This window comes from Streptacidiphilus pinicola (assembly GCF_003258295.1).
Taxonomy (GTDB): domain Bacteria; phylum Actinomycetota; class Actinomycetes; order Streptomycetales; family Streptomycetaceae; genus Streptacidiphilus; species Streptacidiphilus pinicola.
Map to the genome: position 1 here is coordinate 18,944 of NZ_QKYN01000036.1, position 25,477 is coordinate 44,420.

Annotated in this window: 22 protein-coding genes; 9 read left to right on the top strand and 13 right to left on the bottom strand. The window is 71.5% G+C overall.

Going from position 1 to position 25,477, the window contains the following annotated elements:
• Position 1 precedes the first annotated feature (1 nt).
• The 5 genes from DN069_RS42580 to DN069_RS09060 form a co-directional block, all read right to left on the bottom strand.
• On the bottom strand, positions 2 to 748 hold the full coding sequence (locus DN069_RS42580) for a cupin domain-containing protein (RefSeq protein WP_341538456.1): 747 nt from the start codon (positions 746 to 748) through the stop codon (positions 2 to 4).
• Positions 749 to 873: 125 nt separating this feature from the next.
• Positions 874 to 1,176 (bottom strand): hypothetical protein, encoded by a 303-nt coding sequence (locus DN069_RS09045; protein ID WP_111500352.1) that lies wholly within the window; start codon positions 1,174 to 1,176, stop codon positions 874 to 876.
• A gap of 182 nt (positions 1,177 to 1,358) precedes the next feature.
• Positions 1,359 to 1,955: a cysteine hydrolase family protein gene (locus tag DN069_RS09050; protein ID WP_111500353.1), complete on the bottom strand. Its 597-nt coding sequence runs from the start codon at positions 1,953 to 1,955 to the stop codon at positions 1,359 to 1,361.
• A gap of 44 nt (positions 1,956 to 1,999) precedes the next feature.
• Positions 2,000 to 3,466: an MFS transporter gene (locus DN069_RS09055; RefSeq protein ID WP_111500354.1), complete on the bottom strand. Its 1,467-nt coding sequence runs from the start codon at positions 3,464 to 3,466 to the stop codon at positions 2,000 to 2,002.
• The gene (locus DN069_RS09060; protein WP_111500355.1) at positions 3,463 to 3,951 is read right to left on the bottom strand and encodes a MarR family winged helix-turn-helix transcriptional regulator; all 489 of its coding nucleotides are present in this window, start codon (positions 3,949 to 3,951) and stop codon (positions 3,463 to 3,465) included. The genes DN069_RS09055 and DN069_RS09060 overlap by 4 nt, the downstream gene beginning before the upstream one ends.
• A 239-nt stretch (positions 3,952 to 4,190) precedes the next feature.
• On the opposite strand from DN069_RS09060, the gene DN069_RS09065 reads away from it, so the two are divergent.
• Positions 4,191 to 6,965, top strand: coding sequence for a carbohydrate-binding protein (locus DN069_RS09065; protein ID WP_111500356.1), 2,775 nt, complete (start codon positions 4,191 to 4,193; stop codon positions 6,963 to 6,965).
• 51 nt (positions 6,966 to 7,016) lie between these two features.
• On the opposite strand, the gene DN069_RS09070 is transcribed toward DN069_RS09065, so the two are convergent.
• Entirely contained in the window at positions 7,017 to 7,685 is a 669-nt protein-coding gene (locus DN069_RS09070; RefSeq protein WP_207892095.1) for a TetR/AcrR family transcriptional regulator, read from the bottom strand.
• Between the two features lie 172 nt (positions 7,686 to 7,857).
• Here DN069_RS09070 and DN069_RS09075 point away from each other — a divergent pair, with 172 nt between their 5' ends.
• The 8 genes from DN069_RS09075 (at position 7,858) to DN069_RS09110 (ending at position 16,862) form a co-directional block, all read left to right on the top strand.
• Entirely contained in the window at positions 7,858 to 8,517 is a 660-nt protein-coding gene (locus DN069_RS09075) for a nuclear transport factor 2 family protein (RefSeq protein WP_111500358.1), read from the top strand.
• 317 nt (positions 8,518 to 8,834) lie between these two features.
• Complete coding sequence (locus DN069_RS09080; RefSeq protein ID WP_111500359.1) at positions 8,835 to 9,596, top strand: DeoR/GlpR family DNA-binding transcription regulator; 762 nt, start codon at positions 8,835 to 8,837, stop codon at positions 9,594 to 9,596.
• A 121-nt stretch (positions 9,597 to 9,717) separates the two neighbouring features.
• The gene (locus DN069_RS09085) at positions 9,718 to 11,088 is read left to right on the top strand and encodes an ABC transporter substrate-binding protein (RefSeq protein ID WP_111500360.1); all 1,371 of its coding nucleotides are present in this window, start codon (positions 9,718 to 9,720) and stop codon (positions 11,086 to 11,088) included.
• An 18-nt stretch (positions 11,089 to 11,106) separates the two neighbouring features.
• Positions 11,107 to 12,078, top strand: coding sequence for a carbohydrate ABC transporter permease (locus DN069_RS09090; protein WP_111500361.1), 972 nt, complete (start codon positions 11,107 to 11,109; stop codon positions 12,076 to 12,078).
• Positions 12,075 to 12,932 carry a carbohydrate ABC transporter permease gene (locus DN069_RS09095; protein ID WP_111500362.1) on the top strand — a complete coding sequence of 286 codons (858 nt, stop codon included), beginning with the start codon at positions 12,075 to 12,077 and terminating at the stop codon, positions 12,930 to 12,932. Before DN069_RS09090 ends, DN069_RS09095 begins: the two co-directional genes overlap by 4 nt.
• On the top strand, positions 12,929 to 13,918 hold the full coding sequence (locus DN069_RS09100) for a zinc-dependent alcohol dehydrogenase family protein (RefSeq protein WP_111500363.1): 990 nt from the start codon (positions 12,929 to 12,931) through the stop codon (positions 13,916 to 13,918). The genes DN069_RS09095 and DN069_RS09100 overlap by 4 nt, the downstream gene beginning before the upstream one ends.
• On the top strand, positions 13,915 to 14,955 hold the full coding sequence (locus DN069_RS09105; RefSeq protein ID WP_243639028.1) for a carbohydrate kinase family protein: 1,041 nt from the start codon (positions 13,915 to 13,917) through the stop codon (positions 14,953 to 14,955). Before DN069_RS09100 ends, DN069_RS09105 begins: the two co-directional genes overlap by 4 nt.
• Before the next feature lie 5 nt (positions 14,956 to 14,960).
• Positions 14,961 to 16,862, top strand: coding sequence for an AfsR/SARP family transcriptional regulator (locus tag DN069_RS09110; RefSeq protein ID WP_133259861.1), 1,902 nt, complete (start codon positions 14,961 to 14,963; stop codon positions 16,860 to 16,862).
• On the opposite strand, the gene DN069_RS09115 is transcribed toward DN069_RS09110, so the two are convergent.
• From DN069_RS09115 to DN069_RS09140, 7 genes are all read right to left on the bottom strand, one after another.
• Entirely contained in the window at positions 16,792 to 17,421 is a 630-nt protein-coding gene (locus DN069_RS09115) for a response regulator transcription factor (protein ID WP_111500365.1), read from the bottom strand. The genes DN069_RS09110 and DN069_RS09115 overlap by 71 nt on opposite strands.
• Before the next feature lie 35 nt (positions 17,422 to 17,456).
• Positions 17,457 to 18,173, bottom strand: coding sequence for a hypothetical protein (locus DN069_RS09120; RefSeq protein ID WP_111500366.1), 717 nt, complete (start codon positions 18,171 to 18,173; stop codon positions 17,457 to 17,459).
• Entirely contained in the window at positions 18,170 to 18,907 is a 738-nt protein-coding gene (locus DN069_RS09125; RefSeq protein ID WP_111500367.1) for a hypothetical protein, read from the bottom strand. Before DN069_RS09125 ends, DN069_RS09120 begins: the two co-directional genes overlap by 4 nt.
• Positions 18,908 to 18,921: 14 nt before the next feature.
• On the bottom strand, positions 18,922 to 20,394 hold the full coding sequence (locus DN069_RS09130) for a hypothetical protein (RefSeq protein WP_111500368.1): 1,473 nt from the start codon (positions 20,392 to 20,394) through the stop codon (positions 18,922 to 18,924).
• 11 nt (positions 20,395 to 20,405) lie between these two features.
• Positions 20,406 to 20,546: a hypothetical protein gene (locus DN069_RS39955; protein ID WP_165845435.1), complete on the bottom strand. Its 141-nt coding sequence runs from the start codon at positions 20,544 to 20,546 to the stop codon at positions 20,406 to 20,408.
• A gap of 129 nt (positions 20,547 to 20,675) precedes the next feature.
• Complete coding sequence (locus tag DN069_RS09135; protein WP_111500369.1) at positions 20,676 to 25,088, bottom strand: FtsK/SpoIIIE domain-containing protein; 4,413 nt, start codon at positions 25,086 to 25,088, stop codon at positions 20,676 to 20,678.
• Positions 25,089 to 25,147: 59 nt separating this feature from the next.
• Positions 25,148 to 25,444 (bottom strand): WXG100 family type VII secretion target, encoded by a 297-nt coding sequence (locus tag DN069_RS09140; protein WP_111500370.1) that lies wholly within the window; start codon positions 25,442 to 25,444, stop codon positions 25,148 to 25,150.
• Between the last annotated feature and the right edge of the window lie 33 nt (positions 25,445 to 25,477).

Below are 25,477 nucleotides of genomic sequence, written 5' to 3' on the forward strand. Positions count from 1 at the left end.
CCTATGCGGCCTTCTGGCCGTAGTGGAGCGCGCCCTGCCAGTCGATGGCCACGACCGGTTCGTCGCCGATCACCCACGCGTCGTGGCCGGAGGGCAGCACCGTGATGTCGCCCGCCTTCGCGTCGAACTCCGTCCCGTCGGCCATGCGGATGCGGATGGTCCCGGACACGTGGTACTGGAAGTGCGGCGCCTCGCACCACTCCGTGCCGGCCAGCGGCTTGACGTCCTGCGACCAGCGCCAGCCCGGTTCCAGGACCAGGCGGCCGACCACCCCACCGCCCGCGTTGATGATCTCCACGCGGCCGTGCGGGAAGGTGCGGACCTCCGCGGGCGCGCTGAAGTCCAGGTGCTGTGCCTGAGTCGCCGCCTTCGCTGCCGTCATCCCCTCCGTCGTGGTCTCCTCGTCCCAGGCCTGCAGGCTGGTCTGCGTGGTGACCAACCCGTCCCGCAGGTCCAGCATCGAGGTGGACAGCACCCTCGTGCCATCCGGGTATCGGCACTCCTCCAGGTAGGCCGCGTGGCTGCCGTCCGGTGAGACGACGACCTGCCCCAGGTGGTGCTCCATCTCCCGGCCGCACACGTCGTCGAGGAACTCCCCGATCGCCGCGGTGCCGGTGATCTCGTGCGGGTGACTCGGCTGGTCGCGATGGTCCACGACGGTCAGCCGCGCGTCCTGCGCGTACAGGCCCTTCAGGGCCGAGGCATCGCGGTCCTCGATGCCGCGGCGCAGCATTTCGATGTCGAACATCGGCCTACTCTGCGTCGTGCTCATTCCCTGCCACCTCTGATTTCGCGGTCATTTCCTCTCGGCCGAGCATCAGCCGCCCAGGCACCGATGCAGCACTGCGGACGGCATGGGACTCGCGGAGGGTTTCAGGAGGACGCTCCGGAGACTCCCGGGGCCACGAACCGGCGATGCATCGTGGTGAAGCTGACCTCCGGCTGTCCCGGAACGCCGACCTTCTCGACCGCGGGCGCCAGTCTCTCCTGCATGAACCGGGTGAAGTCCTCCTCGGTGTCCCACACGTCGGTGATACGGAGGCCGTCCGCGTCGAACCAGGCGACGTGGAGGACCGCGCCGTGGGGCGTGTCCTCCTCCCAGTGGACGACGTCGCGGACCGCGTCGTACTGCTCGGGCGTGGCCCCCGGCCAACTGAACGACAAGACGACAGCCATGGCGGATCTCCTCTCGTTACCCCTTCCAGGCTAGGCCGCCGGGCAGGACACCCGCCTGTTCACCGCCCGAGGACGGTTCGCCTCACCCGCCACGTGGCGAGACGGGGGCGGACCCTGCTCACCCCGAACCGAGTTGGCGGATGAAGCGGCGCCCTCGGCCGCGGTGTGCTTCGGAGTTCGGGTCAGGTGGACTCAAGGAGCCGCTTCAGCATCGCGACGTCGACGACGTGTCCGCGCGAGGGGAAGACCTTGGTCAGCAGGAGCTGGTGGACCTCGGGGTCGGGGTCGGCGACGCCGTCGGAGAGGACCAGGACGCGGTAGTCGCGGTCGGCGGCGTCGCTCAGCGTGGACAGGACCACACCGCTGGTGCTGATCCCGGTGAGGACGAGGGTGTCGATGTCCCGGTCGGTGAGCTGCTGGTGGAGGTCGGTGGTGGAGATGCCGCCGAAGCGCGTCTTGCGGACGGTGATGTCGCCGTCCTGTGGGGCGATCCGCTCGTCGATCCGGGTGGAGGCATCCTCGTGGTGCAGCATCCTCGCGGCCGCGACGCCACTGAAGGTGGTGTTGGTCGCCGGGACGGCGTCCCAGTCGTCCTCGGTGAAGGCGACGCGGACGTAGCCGATGGCTCCGCCCGCCTCGCGGACGTGGGTGATGACGTCCGCGACCCGCTCGACCAGTGCGTCGGAATCGGGAACGGCGGCGACGATGCCGCCCTGGAAGTCCATCGCCAGCAGGACGGTGCGCTTGGGGTCGACAGACGGGAGGGTGGTGGCGCTCACTGCGGTGTCGCTCCTTCGGAGGTGTGGTCCGAGGCTGTCCTCGGTTACGGTAGGGGTGTGCGGGAGTCGGTGTGGTGCGTGCGGGATTCGGCGCGGCCCATGAGCCGCCGGTCCAGGACCGTCAGCAGCAGGACCGCGAGACCGGTGCCGACCAGCACGAGGCCGAGGCCGTGCAGGGCGCGGTCGGTGACGCCGTGGTGGAAGACCAGGCCGGTGATCACGGACGAGACGATGGTGCCGAGGTAGGAGAAGGTCCGGAACAGGCCCGCGGCGGTACCGATCTGCTGCGGCAAGGCCTGCAGGTAGAGGGTGGTCTGGTTGCCGACCGTGGTGGCGGCGCTGGTGATCCCGAAGATCAGGGTCACCAGCACGATCACGAGCGCCGGACTGCGCGAGGTGAGCAGCACGATCGCAGCGGACCCGGCCAGCATGGTGACCGCGGAGACGACCAGCGGTCCGCGCACCAGGTTGCGGGTGGCCAGCGGCCGTGCGAGGAGCGCGGACACGCCGGCCATCGGGAGGAGGAGCAGCCCGGCCACGGTGGACGAGTAGCCGTGCGCCGCCTCCATCCACTCCGTCACGCCGTACATCACGGTGTAGACGCCGACCAGGGTCAACGCCTGGCGCAGGTAAGTGCGGCTGAGCGGGCCGTTGGCGGCCAGTCCCCGCAGGTCGAAGAACGGCTCAGGGGCGCGCAACTCCCACAACACCGTCGGGACCGCGGCGACGACGAACACTCCGAAGGCGGTCCAGTCGGCGGCCGGCAGGCTCATCAGAAAGATGATCAGGGCGGTCGTCGAGGCGGCGAAGCCGACGATCCCGGCCAGGTCGATCCTGCGGGCGACGCCGCGGAAGCCACCTGGCACCGACGAGCTCTCGCCGGGCTCGGGGGCGGGGTCCTTCGGCACCCAGCGCGCTGTCACCAGGAGGGCGGCGACGGTGACGGGGATGTTGATCAGGAACGCCCAGTGCCAGCCGGCCGCGCCGACCAGCAGTCCGCCCAGCGGCGGGCCGACGGCGGCGGTGGCCATCCCGGCGATGGCGAGCCCGCCGAGGACCGACCCCGGCGGCGCGTCCAGACCGGCCCGCGCCGCCCGGCGCCTGATCAGCACCATCGCGGAGGGGTAGCCGGCCGAGGTTCCGATGCCGATCAGAACCCTGGCCACGGTGAGCATCGCCAGGCTGTCGCCGAAGCCGCCGACCAGGCCGCCCAGCAGCACCAGGAGGATGCCGCCCAGGAAGACCCGGCGCGGCCCGACCACCTCCGCCAGTTTGCCGGCGGTGGGCTGCGCGATCGCGCTGGCCAGGTACAGCGAGGTGACCAGCACCGCGGTACTGCCCACGGAGACGTGCAGGCCGTCGGCGATCGGCACCAGAGCGGTCGCGATGATGGCGCTGTTGATCGGGTTCAGGCTGGACCCCACGTAGAGCGGGGTGGTGAAGCGCCATGGGAACGCCTGCTGTCCGGCCACGGGCGCGCTCTCGCCGGCAACGGCGTGTCCGGCGCTCATATCCGGGCCCGCCACGGGTCGGCGGTGGCGATCCGCTCCAGCAGCTCGATGGCCTTGTCCAGGTCGGCCCGCTCGTCCGGGGCCACCACCTGGTCGATGGCCTGCGCCAGGAACGAGGAACGGCCCTTCATCAGCCGGTCGATCAGCTCGAGGGCGGACGGGTCGGCGCTGACCAGCTTCTTGCGCCCGTCCTGGGGGTCGGGCTCCTGTCGTACCAGGCCCTCGGCCTTCAGCACGGCCAGGCTCTGCGAGATCGACTGGGGGCTGACATGCTCCAGGTCCGCGAGCCGGGCGGCCGTGATCGGCCCCTCCTGCGCGATCGTGCCCAGGACCATCAGGTGGCTCTGCGCAAAGCCGACCGCGTGCTGCCCGGACTCGGTGCGCAGCCTGGCCCGGAGGCGCTTCATCGCGTGCTGCAGCCGCTCCGCCGCCACCTCGGCCTCCCCGGGACCGCGGCCCGGGTCCTGGCTGACGTCTCTGTTCATGCTGCCACCGTAAAACTCGACAAGTAACTTTGCAAAGTTACTTGTCTATTTTCTCGGCCGAGCCCCGCCGGCGGACTACCCCAGTCCACCCAGACTCCGCCCCACCGAACTCACAGATCCGTCACGTGCATGGCGCCATTTTTCTTGTCTTAGTTCGCATCTTGCATCTCAGTGTCCATCAGATTACGTTCCTCGCTAGCGAGTTCCCTTGCCATGTGCGCGCCCAGGGAGGAACCCCCATGACACGAACGGCAATCCACGCCTGGCGCCGCTGGACGGGCGTGGCCGTGGCCGCCCTACTCACCAGCGCCGGGCTTGCCGCCGTCGGCGCCGCACCGGCCGTCTCGGCAGCCGCTCCGGCAGGGGCGACCGTGCCGTTCACCAGCCTGGAGGGTGAGGCGGGCACGCTCGCCGGTGGTGCGAGCGTGGTGTCGCTGAGCTCGCCGCCCACCACGCAGTACTCCAGCGCCGCCGTGGAGGCCTCCGGCCACGCCTACGTGCAGCTCACCGGCACCGGCCAGAGCGTGCAGTGGACCAACACCACCGGCGCGCCGATCAGCGCGATCAATGTGCGTGAGAGCATCCCCGACTCCCCCACCGGCGGCGGCACGACCGCGTCCCTCGACCTCTACGTCGACGGCACCTTCCGGCAGGCGCTGAACCTCAACTCCAAGCAGAGTTGGTTCTACGAGAACAGCAGCAACTACAACGGCAGCGACCAGAACCCCGCCGACGGCACCCCGCGGGTCTACTTCGACGAGTCGCACACCTTCATCTCCGGCGCGCCGATCGCCCCCGGCAGCACCCTGATGCTGCGGAAGGACGCCGCCAACACGGCCGCCTTCTACTACATCGACGTCCTGGACGCGGAGAACCCGCCCCCGCCGATCGCCCAGCCGGCGAACTCGATCTCCATCACCGACTGCGGCGCGACCGCCGACAACACCCCCACCAACGGCTCCGCCGACAGCGCCGCCGTCGACAGCACCGCGGCCATCCAGAACTGCATCAACCAGGCCCAGAGCCAGAACAAGACCCTCTGGATCCCGCCGGGCACCTTCTACCTGAAGGGCACCCAGGGCCTGACCGCGCAGGGCATCACCATCGCCGGCGCCGGAATCTGGTACAGCACCATCTACCGCGACGTGCCGCTGCCCAACAACACCCCGCTGGCCGCGCTGTTCGACCTGACCTCCGACACCGTGCAGGACTTCCACCTCGACTCCGACGCCACCAGCCGCGAGATGGTCGACGGCGGCGGGGGTGCGATGGACACCAGCGGCACCAACTGGGTCGCCGACGACATCTGGACCCAGCACACCGAGTCCGGCTTCTGGGCCTCCGGCACCGGCGGCACCGTCGAGAACTGCCGGGTCACCGCCGTCTGGGCCGACGGCATCAACCTCAACAACGTGTCCTTGGGCAACTCCGTCGGCAACAACCTCACCGCGACGAACAACTTCGTCCGCGGCACCGGCGACGACAGCATGGCCATCAACTCGGTGAACTACAACACCGACTCCAGCGGCAACAAGACCTATTACACGCCGATGTCGCACATCACGATGACGCACAACACCGTCATCGCGCCCTGGGGCGGCAAGGGCATCGGCATCTACGGCGGCAGCAACCAGGACGTCGAGAACAACTACATCGCCGACACCGCCCGCTACATCGGCCTGGGGGCCGGCCGGTTCGGCGTCAACGGCAACGACCTGCTCACCGCCACCGTCAACGGCAACACCGTCGTCCGGTCCGGCGGCAACGGCTACAGCCAGGGCCAGCCGGCCCTGCAGATCGGCAACGGCGGCGACGGCCAGAACGTCGGCGTCGTGGACCACGTGACCGCCGAGAACAACACCGTCCTCGACGCCCTCTACGACGGCATCGGCTTCTCCACCTCCACCAACACGCTGCTGCAGAACAACACCGTCACCTCGCCCTGGCGCAACGGCATCGTGATCGCCCCGCCGTACTACCCCGCGCCCACCGGTTCCGCGAACATCACCGGCAACACCGTCACCGGGCTGGGCTCCGGGACGTCGCCCTACCTCGACAACTCCAGCGGCTTCACCGCCACGCTGAGCGGCAACAGTTGGCAGGGCGGCGGCACCCCGGAGGGTCCCTTCGGCGGCAGCGCCGTCGCCGTCCCCGGCACCGTGCAGGCGGAGAACTACGACACCGGCGGCCAGGGCGTCGCCTACGACGTCTCCTCCGTCAACGGCACCGCCGACAGCTACCGCAGCGACGGCGTCGACCTGGAGACCACCACGGACACCGGCGGCGGCTACGACCTGGGGTGGACCGGCGGTGGCCAGTGGTTCCGGTACACCGTCGACGTCGCCGCAGCCGGCACCTACACCGTCAGCCTGCGGCTCGCCGCCCCCAGCGCCGTCACCGACGCCCTGCACCTCTCCGACGCCTCCGGTGCCAACCTCAGCGGGAACATCGACATCCCGGCGACCGGCGGCTGGCAGAACTGGACCACCGTCACCACCCAGGTGACCCTGCCCGCCGGACAGCAGACCCTGACGCTGGACCAGGACAACGGCGGCTGGAACGTCAACAGCCTCCAGTTCACCTCCGCCGGCACCGTCACCCCCACGAACCTGGCCGCCGGCCAACCCACTGCCGAGTCCTCGCACACCGACGTGTACCCGTCGTCCAACGTCACCGACGGCAACCAGAGCACCTACTGGGAGAGCACCAACAACGTGTTCCCGCAGTGGGTCCAGGTGGACCTGGGCTCGGCCCGGTCCGCCGACCGCGTGGTGCTGCAACTGCCCGCCGGTTGGGGGGCGCGCGACGAGACGCTCTCCCTGCTCGGCTCGACGGACGGATCGAACTTCACCACCGTCGTGGGATCGGCGACCCACACCTTCAGCCCGTCGGCCGACAACACCGTCACCCTCACCTTCCCGGCGACCGCGCAACGCTACTGGCGGGTCGACATCACCGCCAACACCGGCTGGCCCGCCGGCCAGATCTCCGAGTTCCAGATCTGGAACCAGTAGGACGATCGTGGGCCGCGGACCGGCGACCTCCCGGCGCTCCCTGCGCGAGCGCTACGGCCGCTGAGAGTCGCGCCTCGCCGACGCCCTCGACGTCGCGGCCGGAGAGCCGTGGAGTGCACCGGCCAGTACGGGGACCAGCCACCGCTCGATCTGCTCGGCGGGCTCGGCAGTCAGTTCGGCGCCGATGGGCGCCAGCGCGAGCCAGTTCAGCAGGCCCGCCGCGCACCGGATGCGGAAGTTCAACTCCTGCTCGTCGACCCCGGGGAGCTTCGACGAGAGCACCTCGGCCACGTCCCGCCGCGACTGCTGGAACTTCGCGGCCAGGCGGTCCCATCCCTGCGGCGGGTCGATTCCGACGCGCGCCACCGTGCGCATGACCGCGAGTTCGCGCCCGCCCGCCGCGAGGGCGCGCATCATCGGCCCGGCGAACGCCGCCGCCAGATCTTCGATGCCCGCGGCCGGGTCGAGCGAGGCGACCGCGTTCATCTGGGCGTCCAGGTACCGCTCCAGCGCATGCTCTATCGCCGCGTCGAAGAGCGCCTTCAGTGACCCGAAGTGGTAGCTCACCGCGGCGACGTTGGCCTCGGCGCGATCGGTGATCTCACGGAGGGTCACCCCCTCCTGGCCACGCTGCGCGAGCAACTCCAGCGCAGCGTCCATCAGCCGGTCCCGCGTCCGCCGGCCGGCCTCACGGCGCTGGTCTGTGCGTTCTGTCGCCATGGCAGAAGTCAAACAGTTGCTTGATTTTACTGTCAAGCAGCGAGCCCCCGGCGGCCGCCATCAATCTAATCAATCAATCGCTTGACAGTCGCTCGCCACGGTTCCTACAGTTCAATCATTCGCTTGATTAGTTGTGCGCCGACGGCGCCAACTCGACCTGTAGGAGCACGAGATGAAGCAGCTCGGATGGAAGACGATCGTCGCCACCACCGCCGTCGCGGGCCTGAGCAGCCTCGCCATCGCCGCCGCGCCGTCGCAGGCCGCGAGCCGCGTCAGCAGTAGCGCACACGTGCATGTCGTCAGCGAAACCTCGGCGCCCGCGGCCCTGAGCCCCGCTCAGCTCGCGGCACTGCCGCTGACGAACCGGCACCTGACCCGGCACGAGATGGACAACCTCGCGGTCGTGCTCGGTGCGTACCACGACGCGGAGGGCAACAGCCTGGACGTCAACGCGTTCATCAGCAGCTTCACCAAGGGCGGCGTCTTCAACGACATGGTCGCCGGCCAGAGCTACCGGGGTCAGGCACTCGGCGACGTGCTCACGAACATGGCGGCGATCTTCCCTGACGTCCACCGCGACCTGAAGAGCATCACCGTGAACGGCGACGAGGTCAGCCTCGAACTCGCCATCCAGGGCACCTTCGAGGGCCCGCTGCCGACCCCGGCGGGCACCCTGAAGCCGAACGGGGCGAAGGTCAACGTCCCCACCGCCGACTTCTGGTACCTGCAGGACGGCAAGATCAAGAAGTTCGACTGCTACGTCGGCTACAGCGACATGTACGCCCAGATGGGCGTGAACCTCGACTGGGCGGGCGCGGTCGCCAAGGGCTGAGGCGGTTCGACGAGTTCTGCCGAAAGGGGCTGTCCGGCCACGGGCCGGGCGGCCCCTTCGGCGTCGGCTGACATGCGCCCGACCGGAAACGGGCACCAGAGGGTGGCGTTCGGGCATCCGGGCCTGGCCCGCACCGGCCCGAAATCGACCGCGACCTGCGGGAATCGCTAGATCAAAACGGGCCTGCTTCGGGTTTGATTGCGTCAGTTACAGGCAGTGACCAGCGACACGGAGGACGGTATAACTCTTCTTGCGGGCAGAAACGGGCGTGCGATGCCCGAACGGGCCCGGCGGCGACAGCGACGAGGAGGTGGGCCATGCGAGCGGAGGAACGGCAACACCGGATCCTCGTGCTGGCCCGCCAGGAGGGCCGGATCGACGTGGCCCTCGCGGCGACCAGGTTCGACGTCGCACCGGAGACGATCCGCCGCGACCTCAGCGAACTGCAGCGTCGCGGGCTGGTCCGCCGTACCCACGGCGGCGCCTACCCGGTCGAGAGCGCCGGTTTCGAGACGGGACTGGCCGAACGCGTCAACCTGCACGTGGACAACAAGCGGCGCATCGCCGCCGAGGCGGTGAAGCTGCTCGGCGACGCGGAAACGGTCTTCGTCGACGAGGGCTACACCCCGCAGATCCTGGCCGCCTCGCTGCCCACCGACCGCCCGCTCACCATGGTGACCGCCTCGCTCGCCACCGCGGCGGCGGTCGCCGACTCGGCCAACCTCACCGTGCTGCTGCTCGGCGGCCGGGTGCGCGCCAGGACCCTGGCCACGGTGGGCTCGTGGGCGTGCTCGATGCTCGGCGGTTTCGTGATCGACCTCGCCTTCCTCGGCTCCAACGGCATCTCCCGCGAGCACGGGCTGACCACGCCCGATCCCGTGGTGGCCGACGTCAAGGCGAAGGCCATCGAGGTCTCCCGGCGCCGGGTCTTCATGGGCGACCACAGCAAGTTCGGCGTCAGCAGCTTCTGCCGCTTCGCCGAGATCGACCAGTTCGAGGCGATCGTCACCGACACCGGGCTGTCGGTCGCCGAAGCGCGACGCTACTCCCTGCTCGGACCCACCGTCATGAGGGTCTGAGCCGGAACCGGGAACATCCCGACTCCCCTCGCGCGCCCCTCCCCACCCGCGACTTTGTCATGGCCACGGTCGGCTCTTCCACCCTCGACGCCGCCCGACATCTACCGGAAAGAAGGACGACATGACCGGCAGAAGCACGCTCGTACGCCGCTCCGCTCCGCTCTGCGCCCTGCTGCTCGGTTCCGCGCTGCTGACGGCGTGCAGCGGAGCGGGAGGAGCCGGCGGCACGGTCGGCTCCTCCGCGCACTCCATCAACGTGCTGATGGTGAACAACCCGCAGATGGAGGACCTGCAGCAGCTCACCGCCAAGTACTTCACCAAGTCCACGGGGATCACCGTGCACTTCACCGTGCTGCCGGAGAACGACGTCCGCGACAAGATCACTCAGGACTTCTCCAGCCAGTCCGGACAGTACGACGTGGCGACGATCAGCAACTACGAGACACCCTTCTTCGCCAAGAACGGCTGGCTGGCCCCGCTGTCGGCCGACGCCCAGGGCGACTCCTCGTTCGACCAGGGCGACATCCTGCCCAGCATCCAGCAGTCGCTGACGGTCAACGGCCAGATCTACGCCGAGCCGTTCTACGGCGAGTCCTCGTTCCTGATGTACCGCAAGGACGTCTTCGCGGCCAAGCACCTCACCATGCCCGCCCAGCCCACCTGGGCACAGGTGGCCGACCTGGCCGCGAAGGCGGACGGCGCGCAGCCGGGTATGAAGGGCATCTGCCTGCGCGGGCAGCCGGGTTGGGGCGAGGTGATCGCCCCGCTGACGACCGTGGTGAACACCATGGGCGGCACCTGGTTCACCAAGGACTGGAAGGCCCAGCTCGACAGCTCCACCTTCACCCAGGCCACGAACTTCTACGTGAACCTGGTGCGGGCCCACGGCGAGGCGGGCGCGGCCCAGTCCGGCTTCACCGAGTGCCTGAACGACATGGAGCAGGGCAAGGTGGCCATGTGGTACGACGCCACCTCGGCGGCCGGCTCGCTGGAGGGCAGCGGCTCGCCGGTGGCCGGGAAGATGGGCTACGTGCCCGCCCCGGTCGACCAGACCAAGAGCTCCGGCTGGCTCTACACCTGGGCATGGGGGCTGCAGAAGGCCAGCCACAACCAGGGCGACGCGTGGAAGTTCATCTCCTGGGCCTCCAGCAAGCAGTACGAGCAGCTGGTCGGCACCACGCTGGGCTGGTCCAAGGTGCCCGCGGGCAAGCGCGCCTCCACCTACACCAACCCCGGCTACAGCGCCGCCGCCCAGGCCTTCGCGCAGCCCACGCTGACGGCGCTGACCTCGGCCGACCCGGCGAACCCGGGCGTCCAGCCGCGGCCCGCGCCGGGCATCCAGTTCGTCGGCATCCCCGAGTTCGAGGACCTCGGCACGCAGGTCTCGCAGCAGATCAGCGCAGCGATCGCGGGCCAGACCAGCGTCTCGCAGGCGCTGAGCACGAGTCAGTCGCTGGCCGCCAAGGTCGCCGCCCAGCACGCCGGCCAGTGACGGATCCGGGAGGGACGCATGAGCACCCCGCTGATCACCACCCGTAGCTCTCCCGGCGTCCTGCGCCGCGCCTCGGCGTCCGGGACGCCGGGGGCACCCCCGGCGCGCGGCGCCTGGGCCCGCCGGGCGCCGCTGCTGCCCGCGCTGATCTTCATGATCGTGGTCACCCAACTGCCGTTCGTCGGCACCCTGGTGATCTCCTTCATGCGCTGGAACGCGCTGGACCCCGCCGACCGCGGCTTCGGCGGCCTGAGCAACTACCGCAACGCGATCACCGACCCCTCGCTGCGCTCGGCGATTCTGACGACTGTCTTGCTGACCGCCACGGTGGTGCTGGTCAGCCTGCTGCTCGGTCTCGGGCTGGCCCTGCTGCTGGACCGGAGGTTCTTCGGCCGCGGCGTGGTCCGCACCATGCTGATCACGCCGTTCCTGGTGGTCCCGGTCGCCTCCGCGCTGCTGTGGAAGCACGCGATCTACAACGCCACCTACGGGCTGCTCAACGGCGGCCTGACCTGGCTCTGGAGCATCTTCGGCAGCAGCCACGCGCCGCAGCCCGACTGGCTGTCGAACGTGCCGCTGATCTCGGTCGAGGCCTCCCTGGTCTGGCAGTGGACCCCGTTCATGATGCTGATCCTGCTGGCCGGCCTGCAGAGCCGCCCGTCGGACGTGGTCGAGGCGGCCCGGGTCGACGGCGCGAGCACCTGGCAGGTGTTCCGCTACCTGACCTTCCCGCACCTGCGCCGCTACCTGGAGCTGGCGGCGCTGCTCGGCAGCATCTACGTGGTGCAGAACTTCGACGCCGTCTTCACCATCACCTCCGGCGGCCTCGGCACCGCCAACCTGCCCTACGCCGTCTACCAGACCTTCTACGAGGGCCACGACTACGGCCAGGCCTCGGCCGAGGGCGTGATCGTCGTGCTCTGCTCCATCGCGATCGCCACCCTGGCGCTGCGGACCGTCTCGTCGCTGTTCCGGGAGGAGTCCCTGTGACCACCGCCTCGATCTCCGCCCGTTCCCGCGGCAACCGGCGCAGCGGACCGGCGCTGGGTCTCGCGGCCTGGCTGTGCGGGCTGCTGTTCTTCCTTCCCTTCGCCTGGATGGTGCTCACCTCGCTGCACAGCGAGCAGAACGCGGCGACCAACCCGCCCAGCCTCGGCGCCCCGCTGACGCTCCAGGGCTACCGGGAGTTCTTCGGCGCCGGCACCGGGGTGAGCCCCTGGCCACCGCTGATCAACTCGCTGACCGCGAGCGTCGCGTCCACACTGCTGGTGCTGGCGCTCGCGATCCCGGCCGCCTACGCGCTGTCCATCAAGCCGGTGCGCAAATGGACCGACGTGATGTTCTTCTTCCTGTCCACCAAGATGCTGCCGGTCGTGGCCGGGCTGCTGCCGATCTACCTGATCGCGCAGAACGCCGGGATGCTGGACGACATCTGGCTGCTTGTCATCCTCTACACCTCGATGAACCTGCCGATCGCGGTGTGGATGATGCGGTCCTTCCTGGCCGAGGTGCCCAAGGAGATCCTGGAGGCCGCGTCCCTGGACGGCGCGGGCCTGCTGACCACGCTGACCCGGATCGTGGCCCCGGTGGCCGCCCCCGGCATCGCCGCCACCGCCCTGATCTCCTTCATCTTCAGCTGGAACGAACTCCTCTTCGCCCGGGTGCTGACCGGTGTCGTCGCCGGCACCGCACCCGTCTTCCTGACCGGCCTCGTCACCAGCCAGGGCCTGTTCCTGGCCAAGGTGTGCGCCGCCGCCGTCTGCATCTCGATCCCGGTGCTGATCGCCGGATTCGCCGCCCAGGACAAACTGGTCCAGGGCCTCTCGCTGGGAGCCGTCAAGTGAAGGCAGCCGTCATCAGTGCCCCCGGAGTGGTGAGCGTCACCACCATGGACGATCCCACCCCCGGGCCCGAGGACGTCGTCGTCGAGGTCGCCGCCTGCGGGCTGTGCGGGACCGATCTGCACATCCTGCAGGGCGAGTTCGCGCCCACGCTGCCGATCGTCCCCGGCCACGAGTTCGCCGGCACGATCGTGGCCGCGGGCGGCGGCGTGGTCGGTCTGGCGGTCGGCGACCGGGTCGCCGTCGACCCCTCGCTGTACTGCCACGCCTGCCACTACTGCCGTCAGGGCCGTGGCAACCTGTGCGAGCGTTGGAACGCCATCGGGGTCTCCCGGCCCGGCGCCGCCGCCGAGTTCGCGCTCGCCCCGGCCGGCAACTGCGTCAGGCTGCCGGAGCACGTGCGCACCGAGGACGCCGCGCTGATCGAGCCGCTCTCCTGCGCCGTGCGCGGCTACGACGTGCTGAACAGCCGGCTGGGCAGCTCGGTGCTGATCTACGGCTCCGGCACCATGGGCCTGATGATGCTGGAGCTGGCCAAGCGGACCGGCGCGAGCAGCGTCGACATGGTCGACATCAACCCCGACCGGCTCGCCACCGCGCGCCTGCTCGGCTGCTCCCGGACGGCGGCCTCGCCGGACGAGCTGGAGCAGCCGCGCGGCTGGGACGTGGTCGTCGACGCCACCGGCAACGAGCGGGCCATCCAGGACGCGCTCGGGCGGGTCGGCAAGGGCGGCACCTACCTGCAGTTCGGCGTGGCCGACTACGCGGCGCGGGCCACCATCGACCCCTACCGCATCTACAACCAGGAGATCACCATCACCGGCTCGATGGCGGTGCTGCACAGCTACGAACGTGCGGCGGACCTGTTCGCGGCCGGGGTGCTCGATCCGCAGGTCTTCGTCAGCGACCGGTTCGATCTGGCCGACTATCCGGTGGCGCTTCAGCAGTTCAAGGAGGGCAAGGGCCGCAAGATCCTGGTGACGCCGTGACCGGGCTGCCGACCCTCGTCATGGGCGAGGCCCTCGTCGACGTGCTGACGGGCGATCAGGGAGAGCTCCGACCCACCCCCGGAGGCAGCCCGGCCAACGTGGCCCTCGGGCTGGCCCGGCTGGGCCGGCCCGTCCGGCTGGCCACCCGGACCGGGGACGACACCTACGGCGCGCTGGTCCGCGACCACCTGACCCGCGACGGCGTGCTGCTGGTCGACGGCGCGACGGACGCGAACCCCACCGCGACTGCGACGGTGACGTTCCGACAGAACGGCAGCGCCCGCTACGACTTCGCGCTGCACTGGCAGCTCTCGACGGCCACAACGGCGGCGCTGCACGGCGGAACGGGCTACGCCCACCTGCACACAGGCTCGTTGGCCACCGCCTTGGCGCCGGGCGCGGCCCAGGTGCTGGCCGCCGTCCGGGCGGCGCGGCCGTGGGCCACCGTCTCCTACGACCCGAACCTGCGGCCCACCCTGCTGGACGGACCGGAGGTCGAACGCCCGCGGGTGGAAGCCCTGGTGGACCTGGCCGATCTCGTGAAAGCCAGCGAGGAGGATCTGGACTGGCTCTACCCGGACCTCGGCGCCGCGCGCGCCGCGGCGGACTGGGCGCAACGGGGGCCGTCGCTGGTGGTGCTGACCCGTGGCGACGCGGGCGCGACCGCCTTCTGGCCGCACGGGAGCTACGAGGTCCCGGCGGTCCCGGTGGACGTCGCGGACACCGTGGGGGCCGGTGACGCCTTCATGTCCGGTCTCCTCCATGGGTTGCTCGCCGCCGGGCTCCTCGGCGGCGACGGCACGCGGGACCAGGTTCCCGGCCGGGCCGCGCTGCGGGCGGCCACCCGGTCCGCGCAGACGCCGGACCGGGTACCCACCGCCCTGCGGCTGGCCGCGCTGGCCGCCGCGGTGACCTGCGGCCGTCCTGGCGCCGATCCGCCGACCGCCGCCGAACTGCGGTCCCTCGCCGAGCCGGACGGCCGGCGCTTAGCTCGTAACGCAACTGCACCACCGGTTTCCTGGGAGGACGGACGGTGACGGGCATGGATCGACTGCGGGTCGAGACCCTCGGGCCGCTGCGCGCGTGGGCCGGGCCGACCGAGATCGCCCTCGGCCCGCCCAAGCAGCGGGCGGTGTTCGCCGTGCTCGCGCTGAGCGAGGGCAGCCTGGTCTCCCGGGACGAACTGGTCGACCACCTGTGGGGGCCGACGCCGCCCGCCACCGCGGTCGGCAGCGTCCACACCTACGTCTCCGGCCTGCGCCGGGCCCTGGCCGGGCCGGCCGGGGACGCCCTGGTCAGTACGGGGACCGGCTACGCGCTCCGCCTCGATCCGGACCGGCTCGACGTCCGCGCGGTCGAACAGTTGGCGGCGCGAGCGGGCTCCGCCCGCGAGGGCGACCCCGTCGCCGCGGTCGCGGCCTGCGAACAGGCTCTGGCCTGCTGGCGTCCCGGCGCCGTGCTGGGCGGCCTGCCGGGACCGTTCGCCGTCGAGTTCCGTGCCTGGGCCGCGGATCTGCGGCTCCGCCTGCTGATGGAGCGCGCCGAGCTGCTGCTGGAACTGGACCGGCCGAACGGCGTCGCCGACGAGCTGCGCCTGCATGTCGCCGCGCACCCCTACGACGAGCGGCTGCGCGCACTGCTGATCACGGCGCTGCACCGGAGCGGCCGGACCGCCGACGCCCTGGCCCAGTACCAGGACCTGCGGCGGCTGCTGGCCGAGGACCTGGGCATCGACCCCTCGGCCGAGCTGCGGGAGCTCAACTCCTCGATCCTGTCCGAGAACGGACGGATCCGGACGACCGCGGACCGCGCCCTCCGCGCCGTCGCGACGGAACCCGTCTGCCCGGCCCAACTGCCGTGCAGCGTCGGCGCCTTCACGGGACGTGATGACGAGGTCCGCCGGGTGCTGGCGGCGAGCGTCCCGGCCGACCGCGAAGGCCGGACGACCGCGGGCATCATGACGGTTGTCGGGCCGGGCGGGGTCGGCAAGACCGCCCTGGCCGTGCACTGCGCCCACCAGTCGGCCGGCGCCTATCCGGACGGCCAGCTCTACCTGAACCTCGGCGGCTTCGACCCCAGGCAGTCGCCCCGCTCCCCGGCGGACGCACTGCACCACCTGCTGGCCTCACTGAACGTGGCGGACATTCCGGCCGACCAGGAGCAGCGGGCCGCCCTGTGGCGCAGCGTCGTCCGGGAGAAGCGCTTGCTGATCGTGCTGGACAACGCCGAATCCGCCGAGCAGGTCGAGCGGTTGCTGCCGGGCGCGGGACCCTCGTTCACCCTCGTGACCAGCCGCAACCGGCTGAGCGGGCTGACCATGCGCTACGCGGCCCGCCGGGTGGTGCTCTCCCCCTTCGGCCCGCGCGCGTCGCTGGACCTGCTGACCGCCGTGCTCGGACCCGCCCGCGTCCGGGCCGAGTTACCCGCCGCGCGCCGCATCGCCGAGTTGTGCGACGGGCTGCCGCTGGCGCTGCGGATCGCCTCCGAGCAGCTGGCGGCCGGGAGTTCGCCGCGGCTCTGCGATCTGGTGGCCGATCTGGAGGACCCGCGGCACCGGCTCGACGTGCTGCAGATCCCCGATGACGAACTCCACTCCGTACGAGGAGCGCTCTCCTGCTCCTACGCCCGGCTCGACGCCGCAACCGCCCATGCCTTCCGTACCCTCGGCCTCGCGCCCGGCGCGGACATCCGGCCGGAGGCGGCGGCCGCCCGACTGGGCCTGCCGCTGCCCGTCACGCTCACCGCACTGCGGAACCTGGCCGCCCAGCACCTGCTGGAGACCACCGGCCGCGGCTTCCGCATGCGCGAACTGACCAGGCTCTACGCCGAGGAACTCTCCCACCGGGACGAGCCGCCGGCGGAGTCCGCCGCGGTCACGCCGCTCCCACGGTCACGGGACGTCCCGCGCTCGGCGGCCGAAGCCCGTCACGCCCGCGCGGGCTAGGCACGCGGGCGTGCGGGCCGGGGCCGCGGTCGTGCGGGCGGCTCTGCCAGATCAGCACCGCCTCGATCCGGTTCGCCGCCCCCAGGGTGCGGAAGATGCGGTTGATGTGGTTCTTCACGGTCTTCTCGCTCAGCTGCAACTGCGCGGCGATCTCGGTGTTGCGCACGCCGCGCGAGACCAGCGCCATCACCTCGTGCTGACGCCGCGACAGGACCCGGGCGGGCCCGGGGGCGGCCGCCACGGCCGGGCGCGGAACGGGTGCCGCCCCGGGCACGGCCGCACCGGGCACGGGAACGGGCTCGATCCCGACCACGTTGAGCCGGTACTCGGCACAGAGCCTGCGCGGGCTGCGGACACCCGGCAGGGGCGCCGGCCCCGCCGCCGCACCGGCGGCAGGGCGCAGCGCGACCTCGACGTAGGGCATCCGCACGATGTCGACGTCCAGGTTCCTGCTGGCGAACACCTGCCGGATCTGGGCGAGGATGTCCGGGCTCGTGATGGCGATCCGCACCAGGCCGGAGCTGGGCCCGAGCGGCGCGGCCGGGGTGGTCGGCGTCATGGGTCCAGCGTGACGAAGTCCGCTTCACGTGTTCTTCAGGCCGGGTTCACGTCCGCTTCAGACCCCACCAGCGCCGCGACCGGCTCGTTCTCCCCCGGAAGCGGTGCGAGTCCGGCCAGCACCTCCTCCTCGGTGGGCACGTCGATCCGGTCCGCCCAGCGCAGCGTCGTGACGATCGCGTCGAAGAGCAGCACGACGGCCTGGACCGGCGCCGCCTCGACGTCGCCGTCGGACAGCACGGTGAAGGTCAGCAGCCCCCACACACCCGGCTCCTCCGGGTGCGCGACGTAGTAGGAGACCCGACGCGAGGGCGCCTTGCGCCCGATCCGGCTGCTCTCCGCCACGGAGGCCACCCGGACCGCGGGACCGCCCCCGATCTCCAGCCGGACGCCGTCCCTCCCGGCATCGGCCAGCAGGGACGTCAGCAGCTGCTCCGGGTCCTCGACGTCCTCCTCCCGGGTCGCCTCCGACTCAAGGACGGTCACCAGCATCGATCCGGGCAGCCGGACGCCGCTGAACTCCGCCAGCGGCAGCAGCACCGAGCGGGCGTTCTGCCGGGACGCCTCGTCGGTCGCCTCGGTCAGCTCCCGGCGCAGCATCCGGCGCCACGGGCCCGCCTTGTCCCGGGGCAACGACTCGGGCAGGTGATGCCGGATCACCTCCTCGATGATGCGGCGGCGCAGCGCCGGGGTGTCGGCGGTCGTGGGGATCTGCACCCACCCGTCCGGGACGACCAGCTCGAAGTCGATCACGTCTGCTCCTCTCCCGTGGCTGCGCTGGCGGTGACGAAACCCAACCGGGGCGGGCGGCCGTCGGTCGGGGCGCTCTCCTCGGCGATCTGCTGCATCAACTGCTCGACTCCCGGTCCGATCAGGGCCATCAGCCCCATCTCGACGACGCGGGTGCTGAGCAGGACGTCGGCGCTGACGCCAGGCCCGTCGCCGGTCGGCGGCAGGTCGAGGCGGAGCGCGGCGTCCAGCCGGGCATAGGCCGCGCCCTCGCTGCTGCGGCACAGGGCAAGGACCCGCAGCCCGTCACCTCCCGGCGTCGTCACGTAGTCGACGACGGGCTCCCGCGCGTCCTCCTCCCACCCGCCGGAACCCACCAGCTCCATCAGGTACTCGGGGTCCTCCGCCTCGGGCGCCCGGAACTCCACGACGACCGGGACCGGCGCCCATCGGACCCGGCCGTCCACGGCCACCGCGCCCCAGGCCAGCCGGGACCAGGGCGGCAGTTGCACCGCCCGCTCCCGCAGCCAGTCGGCGACATCGCGGCCCACGGCTTCGGCCGTCAGCGGGAACGGCGTTCCCGCCTCGTCGGCAGGCCAGCCCTCCCGGGCCGTGGCCAGTCCGTCGGCCGTCCACTCGGCGAACTGCGCCGCCAACCGGTCGGTCCAGGCCTGCGGCTCCGCCCGGTCCGGCCCACCGCCCGGCACCCACTCCCAGTGCCACGGTGTCCGCGTCAGGGCGGTCAGCTCCTCGCTCACGCTCTCTCCCCTGGTCATGCGGTGGCGTACCCGGGCGGGTTGAGGGCGGGGATCCAGCCCTTCAGCCGGCCGCCGGTGTAGACGAAGCCCGCGCCCACGCCGAACGCCCCGTTGAGGCCGCCCCAGACGTACCAGAGCGGCGAGATCCTGCCGAGTCCCGCCGCCCCGACGATGCCGGAGAGACCCTGGGCGCCCTTGACGCCGCCGATGATGCTGCCGATGTCCTTGCCGAACTGCAGCGGGTTGCTGCCCAGGTTCTTCCACATCGCGCCGGCGTCCCCCAGCTGCTTGCCCGCCGAACCCCAGAAGCCGACGTCGGGCGTGGTGGCGCCGAACTTGCCCAACAGCCAGTTGGTGGCCGGGTTGTTGTACCAGTCGGACAGGTTCTGCCAGTCCGCCGCGGCGTTGGGCGGCGGCGCTCCGGCCGGGGCCGGCGCCGGGGCCGGCGGCTCGGTCCGGGGCACGTTGCCGGGGCCGAACGGGCGGGAGTAGTTGGGGATCGGGCCGCCCGGACGCGGGTTGCCGGGGCCGAACGGGCGGGAGTAGTTCGGGATCTTGCCGGGCGGCCGCAGCGGGACCAGCTCGATACCGTCGTCCCCGGCCCGGTTGGCGATGGCGGTGGCCTTGGCGATGCCGGAGATGCCCTTGCCGACGACCCCCACGATCGCACCCAGCCCCGCGAGGCCCAGGCCGACCGCGCCGAGGATCACGTCCGCGAGACTGCCCTTGCCGTCCGCGTAGAGGGTGATGTTGGCGACCAGGGTGATGGCGCCGGCCACCACCCCGGCCAGGACCAACACGTCCACCCCGGGGATCAGGATGGCGAGGGCGCCCAGGATCATGCCGATGATGGCGAAGATCTGGCTGATCTTGGCCATCACCGCGTCGATCTTGTCCTTCAGGGTGTCGGTCAGACCGTCCTTGTAGTTCTTGGAGTTGACCGCGTCGCCGAAACGCTTGCCCGCCGTGTTGAGCGCGTCCATCGCGCTGTTGAGCCGGTTCTTCGCCGCGGTCAGCTGTGCGTTGGCGTCGTCGGTGGCCTTGGTCTTGGCCGTGCCCTTGGCCTGCTCGTCCGGTGACACCGAGCCGTCGGAACCCTTCTGCGGGTCCGGCATGCTGCTCGCCTTGGTCTGCGCGTCCACCGCGATCCGGGCCTCGACCAGCGCTGCGGCCGTCTCGGTGAGACCCTCGTCCAACGCGGGCTCGTACGTGGTGATCTGGTCGGCCACGTCGTGGTAGCGGACCCCCGCCTTGGTGAGCCGGTCGTTGAGCGAACTCGCCGCCGACTGCAGGCCCTGGACGTACTGGCCGGCCAGGCTGTCGCTGCTGGTGCCGACGATCTGCTGCAGCTTGGCGGTGGCGTCGTCGATGGTGGTCGCGATGTGCTGGTAACGCTGCTGCGCGGAGCGCACCGCGTCCGGATCGGCGTAGACCGGGTCCCCGTCCAGGTCCAGGGCCGACCAGTCGCCGAGATTCCTGATGGTCATCGCTTCTCCTCTCAGTTCTGCAGCGACTGGACCAGCTGGGTGTCGCCCTGCGACCAGGCCTGGTCGACCTTGTTGACCTTGTCCCGCAGTGCCTTCATGTCCTTGACCATCGCGTCGCGGTGGATGGTCCAGTTGGCGGCGAAGTCGCCCATCGAGAGGTTGGCGTTGTGCTGGCCCCACAGGCCCTTGTCATCGTTCTGGAAGTCCAGCGCGCCCTCGAACTGGCCGATCAGTTCGTCGGCCGGCGAGGGCCTGCAGGTCCTTGACCACGAGGTCTGCCATCACTGCTCCTGCTCGGTCGGGGCTTCGGTCGGGGCTTCGGTCGGGGCCGTTGCCGCCAACGGGATCTGTGCGGTGGTCAGGCTGCCGGTGCCGAGGTGCACCAGCGCCGCGCCGGGGACGACGCGCGTGGCGAGCTGGGACCGGGACAGGCGCGTGCCCACCAGATCGCCGTCGCCGGTGTTGGCCGGTGACAGCAGCGCACCGCGCCGGTTGCGCTTGACCTCGGCCTGCCAGCCGGAGAAGCCGCTCGCCACCGAGGCGACGTCACCCGCGAGGACCACCCCGCGGTTCGACCCCGCCGCCCGCCGCACGAAGGCCTTCAGCCAGTCCCGGCAGGACAGGTCCTTCCAGGCCTCGGCGTCGTCGACGAGCAGCACCACCGGCCCGTCGCCCGGGTCGAGCAGCTCGGCGAAGTCCGCCTCGGTCGGGGCCTCCGCGGTCAGGACGCCGCGCACACCGGCGCGGCCCGCGAACGCGCGCAGCGGCGAGTTCATCGGGGCGCCGAGCACCAGTTCGGCGCCGCCGCGCAGCAGCGACTCGGCCATCACGCAGAGCGCGGTGCTGCGTCCGGACCGGGACGGCCCGGCCACCAGGAAGGTGGGCTGGTCGCCGCGCAGGTCCGCGCCGAGCGGCTCCAGCTCGTCCCCGCCGACGCCGACCAGCGCCCACATCGGGGCCGGCGTCCCGACCAGCTCCCAGGCCTGCTCGAAGGAGAGCTGGGTGGGCAGCACGGCGATCCGGTTCGGCCGGGCCCACTTGGGCACCGCGGTCTCGCGTTCGGCGAGCCGTGCGCCCAGTGCGTGCAGGGCGGCGACCTGCGCCGGGCCCGCCGGATCGGCGGCCACCAGCCCGACCTGGGTCTCGATCGCGCTGGTCGCGCGGTAGCCGCGGCCGGGCGGCAGGTGCTCCGGGAGCTTCCGCGGGCTGAGCCCCGCAAGGCTGGCGTCGGTCCGGTCGGAGAGCCGCAGCACCAGCTTGTCCTCGGTGAGCGAGCCCATCCGGCCGCTCAGCAGCATCTGGTCCCCCGCGATCACCAGGTGCACCCCGGCGCTGCCGCCCTCGCGGTGCAGCGTGTGGATCAGCTCGGTGAGCGCTCCTCCGTCGTACTCGCTGAGGGTGCCCATGAAGCCCTCCCAGCGGTCCAGCAGCAGGATCACGTGCGGCAGCCGCTCCGCCGCGGGCGCGGCGGCCCGCTGCTCGGCCAGGTCGGCGAAACCGCCCTCGCCGAGTACCCGCTGACGGTGCAGCACCTCGGCGTGCAGGCGTCTGAGCAGCCGGGCCACCCGCTCCGGTTCCGAGCGCTGCACCACCGCGCCGCAGTGCGGCAGCCGGCTGAGCGGCAGCAGCGCCCCGTTGCCGCAGTCCAGTCCGTACAGGTGCAGGTCGGTCACCGAGGAGGAGGCGGCCGCGGTGGCGGCGATAGTGCGCAGCGCGGTGGAGCGGCCCGAGCGGGGCGCGCCGACGATGTGCAGGTGCCCGAAGGTGGCCAGGTCGACGGTGACCGGCTCCTGGCGCTGCTGCGTCGGCAGGTCCTGCACGGCCCAGGAGAAGACCGGCTCACCGCCCTTCCCGCGCACCGGCTCGGCGGGCAGCTCGACCACCGAGGAGAGCGGCAACGGCGGCAGCCAGGGGCGGCGCTGCGGGGCGATACCCAGCATGCTGTTGGCCTGCTCCACCGTCCGCACCAGCGCGGCGAGGTCCGTCTCGGTGTCCGTCTCGACCGCGCCCCGCGGGCGTTGCGGCGCCGGCCGGCCCAGGTCCAGCCAGGAGACCGGCTGGAGGAAGGGCGGGGTGACCACCGAGCGCCGGTCGCCGATCGGACGCCGGCCGCCGACCCGGCCGGTCTGGAAGGGGATCAGCGAGCTGTGCCCGAGCCGCGCGTAGGCCCGCCCGGGGGTCGCCGCCGAGATGCCCGCCGCCTCGCGGGCGTCGATGACGTCGGTGCTCTCCGCCGGGTCCGTCACCCGCAGCGCCACCCGGAGGTTGGTGTTGGCCCGGATCTCCGCCGAGACCACACCGGAGGGACGCTGGGTGGCCAGGATCAGGTGGATGCCCAACGAGCGGCCCCGCTGCGCGACGTTGACCAGACCGGTCACGAAGTCGGGCAACTCCCGGACCATGGAGGCGAACTCGTCGATGACGATCAACAGGCGCGGAATGGGTGCCAGTTCCCCGGGCCGGCGTTCGGCGTAGTCGAGGTAGTCCTCCAGGTCCTTGGCCCCGGCCTTGGCCAGCAGGTGCTCGCGGTGCGTCAGTTCGGCGCTCAGCGAGACCAGGGCGCGCTCCACCAGGTGGGTGTCCAGGTCGGTGACCAGGCCGACGGTGTGCGGCAGGTCCACACAGTCCTTGAACGCGGCGCCGCCCTTGTAGTCGACCAGGACGAAGGTCATCGCGTCCGGGCGGTTGGCCACCGCCAGCGAGGCCACCAGCGTCTGCAGGAACTCCGACTTGCCCGAGCCCGTGGTGCCCGCCACCAGACCGTGCGGTCCGTGGTTGACCAGGTCCAGCGCGAAAGGCCCGTCGAGCGAGTAGCCGACCACGGCCTTGGTGCTGCGTCCCGAGGCGCGCCAGTGGGACGCGATCGCGGTAGGGGTCGGCTCCTCCAGGCCGAGGATCTCCAGCAGCCGTGCCGAGCCCGGCAACGCGGCATCGCCCTGACCCTCGCTGACGTCGCGCAGCGGCGCCAGGCCGCGGCCCACGGCCTCGAACCAGCTGTCGGTCACCTCGTCGGCGCGGATGCCGTCGAGCTCCGCCTCCCGCTGACGCCGCAGCCGGGCCCGCTGACCGGTCCCGCCCGCGACCACGGTGGTGCACTCCTCCGGCAGGGTCCGCTCGTCCGCGTCCACACAGATGCTCATGACGCCGACCGCCGGACCCTCCTGAAGAACCGTCACCACGCCGGGGAGGGCTCGCAGTCGTCGGGCACCGTCCATCACCACGATCACCTCCGGGTCCGCCGAGACAGCCCCGGGACCGGAGTTGAGACGGGCCTGCCGCCTCGCCTTGATCAGCTCGCCCAACTCCGCGACCCGGTGCCCCAGCGTCTCGGCGTCCGCGCCGACCAGCGCCAGCGCCTGCTGACCGAGCAGCGGCCGGGTGTGCGGGAGCCAGGTGGCCCACTCCCACAGCTCCTCGCCCGCCGGGTCGGTCAGGATGTAGATCTGCACGTCGCGCGGGCTCTGCAGCACGGCCAGCTGGCCGACGAGCCAGCGGGCGGTACGCCGGGGCCAGTCGCCCTGTCCGGCGACACCGACCACGCCCGCCTGCGCGATGGAAAAGGCGGCCGGCACGTCCTCGGCGGCCCGCAGGTCGCGCCCACGCCCGGCTTCCTCCTCCACCACGATCGTCGTGGGCAGGTCGGCCGTGCCGACGCGGACCTGCAGATGGTCCGGGTCGGTCCGACGGCGCTCCCACAGTCGGGCCCGCGGCCCGGTGGCGACGACCAGGAGCTCGGCCGGGTCGGGGCAACCGGCACGGCGGTCGCGCTGCTCGCGTTCCAGCGCGGCCGCGATCGCGGCCTCGGTCGTCTCGACCTGCTGCCGGTACTCGGCCAGCTGCCGCCGGTGGCCGATCCTGCCCTGGCGACGCCCCGAGTACCAGGTGCCGACCATCATCATCGGCGACATCCCGGCCATCATCAGGTACATCACGTTGTGCATGAACATGGCCATCGCGCCGCCGAAGACGGCGGGCAGGGCGGTGGCCAGCCACGGGAGCGCGTTCTGCGTCGGCGCCTTGGGCCGGCCCGGCAGCTTGAACGCCGTCCGCAGGGCGGGCGGCAGCAGTCGCGGCGGCCTGTTGTAGTCGAGGTAGCCACCGTCGGCCGAGGACGCGATCACCGCGTCCGGCCGCTGCACCACCTGTACTTCCAACACCGTCCCACCGACGGTCAGCTGGGCGCCCGCCGGCCAGCGCACCTCGTGGTCGGGCAGCGGAGTGCGGTCCAGCACGGCGGACCCGGAACCGGAACGCACCCGCACCCGGGCGTCCAGGGGGACCCGGACCACGGCGACCGCCGCGTCCGGCTGCTCGCCGTCCACGACCGGCCCGCACGCGGGATCCACGGCAATGTGGTGCTCGCCCGCGTCCAGGTACCACACCTGGCCCGCGCCGACACCCGCCACGGCGCGCAGGGTGACCGGCCCGCCCCGGTGTCCCGTGACCGGGCCGGGCCGGTCGAGCCAGAGGACGACGCCGTCCTTGATACCGCTTTCCGCCAGGGGCTGGTCGAGGTCGAGCGGCCGGCGGCCCAGGTAGACCCGGTCGGCCGCGGGTGCGTCGACGGTCGGCACGTCCGTCAGGGCCGGGCTGTCCAGCAGTCCCTTGACGACGTCGCGGACGCTGGTGGTGGGTTCGGCGTCCACGACCACGTCGGCCGACCAGTCGGGGAACCGCGCTATCGTGATCATCATGAGCCTGCTGCTCCCCAACCCCTCGTGACCGGCGGGCCTGTTCCTGCCTGCTTCCGGGCCTACTTGTTGAGCGACCCGGCCAGCTGGCTGTCCATCTGCTGCATCGCGTCGACGGCCTTGTCCAGCCACTGGGAGAGCTGATCCAGCGTCTCCATCGCCTGGTTCGCGGAAGTGACGAACTCGGTGTGCACCTCGTCGAACCGGCCCGACGCCTGGTCGGTGACGAAGCCCGAACTCGTCAGGCTGTCGACGATGTTCTTGCACTCCGTCAGCTTCGCGTCGATGTCGCTCTTGTTGTTGCGCATCCGGTTCGCGCTGTCCTGCATCTCCTGGTAGGTGACGTTCACGTTCGCCATCAGGGTGTCCCTTCTTGTCGCTTCCCGGTCCTG